Below are 3,388 nucleotides of genomic sequence, written 5' to 3'. Positions count from 1 at the left end.
GTCTTTATCTCTTCCACCTGAATAATAAGCATTCGTTGTATGATTCAGTGAGCCGGGTGCCGTTCTAAACACGGACTCGTACCGCAAATCACCGATATCTCCTATCCGAAAATCGGAAACGCGCCCTACGACGTTGACATCAATCCCCTTTGTCGCGCAGTAGTTGATTAAGTCTCCGTTCAGGTTCGTCTGGCAAGTCGCCGCTTGGGTATTAATCGCCCAAGCTTCGAGTGTGATATGATACGTGCCTTCATCAATCCATTCCGGAATGAGATACGTGGCGGACGGTGTTCCTACATCGATGTAGATCCATGTATTTTCTTGATGATAAGCTCCTGTAGAGTCAAACACACCGAAGGGAAACGTCACACGCTTCGAAGCCGTGTATTTCATGTAATCGTTGTTGCCATAGCCTAAGTAATTTAAATGCTGTCCTTTTTCGTCGAAGTCCACACGGAACGGCCGGCCTAGGACAAGAACCGTTTTGCTGTAATCCGGGTTCATACTCTGGTCGAAGGGCCGGTTGATGTCCGGTATGTCCGAGTAATTGACGACGGGTGTATGGACGGTTACGGTGTTGATGCCGTTGATGGGAAATCCTGGTAGTTTAGACCCTCCCACATATTGATTAAGCATGTCATAGTAAATGGTTCCCGTTGTCGGTGTGTCCGGTTTATTGGCTAAGGTTCGTTCAATCACATTGTTCGGCTTATACAACACGTCTTTCCCAATCATCGTAGGTGCTGGGATATCCCCTGGTGTTGGCCCTGTTTTCGTATACTGCGCTCCGTCCATGATGGTTGATAAGGAAGTACCGCTTGGGTTGAATTTCACGGTGTCGTTATTGACCTTTGACTCTGCAATTCCAGCTTCTGCCATACCTTTTAAACGGTTGGTATCATCATCTGGGGTCGGCCTTCCCGATCGACCTCCATTTTTTACAGGAGGACTATACGATATAGTCGGAGCCGTCGCAGGATGAACATGTGTACCCACCGATGCATTATGTTGCGCTTGTAGACCAGGTGGTGTATATCCAACAGGATTCATGGTTACCGTCCCACCAGGCAAAGCATAGTTTTCCATCGTGGCTTGATGAATGGAATGAATTTGTAATTCTTCAATTTACCAGTAGGAATAGTCTCGATGTATGTCAAATGTATAAGTCTTATTTTCTGTAGCATTCTTATCTATCCATGTTGGCGTACACCCACCACCAGGAGGGGGATTCGGAATACAGGGGCCAGGATCTTGCCAAATTAATGGATAGGTTATCGTTATCGAACAGGCATACGTGGTCTTCCCAGATTGCTGCGACCAGTTCTGATTATAGAGATAGTTATGCGCAAGAACATTGGTATAAAGGCTCTCGGTTGTTGGAATGCCCTGAAGCACATTGAACTTTTCGGCACCGCGGTTGTCTGCTAGGTTTACACCGCTCACATTTGGATCTAGCGTGCTAGCAGGCCTTGTCTCGACTGTTGCTGGTGGGCCTATGGTTGACGGACAGCTACCGCCGCCACCGCCAGAACATACTTTTACATTGATACTTGCAGATCCTATTTCATCAATACCTTGGGCCGGAATCACAATATGAGCAGTAATGTACGCAGTACCGGATATCCCCATAGAAGTTACCATACCAGATTGATCTATGGTTGCAATGGTAGGGTTAGAACTACTCCAAGTCATATCTGGGTGGGAGGTTAGATCGTACGTCCTTCCATCCGATTTTGTTAAATGTGCTACAAGCTGGAATGTAGCAACACCCTCACTTGTACAAAAATCATGTGCGTCCACTGTCATGCCTGGACTAGTCGTTACTGTTATGGTTGCAGCATCTGATATTCGATATGTTCCATTATCCCAAATGGCATGAATTTTTACAGTACCACCACTTACTCCCGTTACTAAACCAGAAGAATTTACAGTCGCTATTGATGTGTCTTCGGATTCCCATGTTGTTTCAGAGGCACGATTGGTAACATCAACCCATGGGTTACTCCCATAGTCGGTATCGCCGTAATTTTTTGTTCTTACGTTTGCTCTAATCTGTACTGTCTGACTCACTCCTATGGTTGAGTCAGGGTTGACACCAATTTCTTTCTCTTCGGTAACGTCTCCTGCCCAAATGATATCAACCGGAGTGTCGTATTCAACAATCGCCTTGGGACATCCATTAGGACGGTTCATGAATACACTATACTGTGTATTCAGATAACTTTCTCCGGTTTCAGATGATATAATTGCTGTTTTAGAACTGGTTATTTTGGGGTTTCCGCCAACTGGGCTGAATGATAGAGCACTAGCATATGACACTGTATCAAGTCGAACATTTTGAACACCACCAGAAGGGATTGGATTGTTACTACCATCTAGCCAAGTTGAACCTGGCCAACTAGACAAGTTCACATCATCTGGAACTGTTGAGTCAACTGGTCGGGGATTGTTACAATTCCCGTTCCAACCAACATCCATTTGCCCACCTGAGTAGTCCGCCCTAAATCCCCCAGCGTCCAATTGATACCAGTAAACCCCTGGTTTAGCGCGAACTGGTTCGGAGTAGACAGTTTTGGGTTGAGACTGCTGTGTCTTTGGCGGATATGACCCTGCTGCCTTTACTGGAGAATTCACAGTGGAAGACATATTTATGATTATGGATGAAAGAACAAGTAGAGCTGTTAATTTGAAAAAATTCATCAACTATCTTCTCCTTGTTTACTTTTTAAAACCTATTCCTACAACATCACCATTATCCACTTTGAGGCTATATGAAATAGATCTAGCAGGGTTCTTGTCAATAGACGATTCAACCCACACTCTTTTTTCTTCGCCTTTAACCAAATAGTTAAATGCATTCTTCTCTGGAATTGTATTTAAGCCGTAACTTTTTACTTTTGAACCCACTACCCTATAAAAAGAAATCAGAGCACTTGGCATACCATTTCCAAGAGTGTTTAAGTCTGTTTTCTCCATATTTGAAGTGATTGATATGTCAGAGTACACAAGATATTGACCTACAAAGACTTTAGGTACCTTATCAACGAACATAGGAGCATATACTCCGCTACCTTGATCCCCTTCAGAATCAACAATAATTAGATGGTGAACCTTGATACTTCCGGAGTTGTTTTTTAAGGTGATCGGATTATCCAAGATACTAGAGAAAGTAGGTCTATTACCACTCAAATTCTTTGTGTAAAGATAAGGGGTCAAGGAAGTAACGTTAGTCCCAGTTGTCCCTACTTCACGCAACTCGTTCAACGCCTTGTATTGATCGGCTTTTTTTCCTTCAACATTTGCATAACGAAGCAAAATAGTGGTAACTTCTGCTCTTGTTGTTGTGTCATCTGGTCGGAAAGAACCGTCTTCGAACCCCTCAATAATT

At 44.0% G+C, this 3,388-nt stretch carries 1 protein-coding gene and 1 pseudogene; both read right to left on the bottom strand.

What is annotated here, in order from left to right; genetic code table 11:
• Positions 1–2,193 (bottom strand): annotated as a pseudogene (locus tag IEY34_RS37165) (DUF5704 domain-containing protein); the annotation flags it as partial.
• 525 nt (positions 2,194–2,718) lie between these two features.
• Positions 2,719–3,388, bottom strand: a 670-nt coding sequence (locus tag IEY34_RS35845; protein WP_189021007.1) for an S-layer homology domain-containing protein, incomplete at its 5' end; no start/stop codon positions are given.

It is taken from the genome of Paenibacillus marchantiophytorum (genome assembly GCF_014640555.1).
Taxonomy (GTDB): domain Bacteria; phylum Bacillota; class Bacilli; order Paenibacillales; family NBRC-103111; genus Paenibacillus_E; species Paenibacillus_E marchantiophytorum.
Note: the sequence above shows the minus strand (reverse complement) of the source record. Positions and strands in the feature narration are given on the sequence as shown.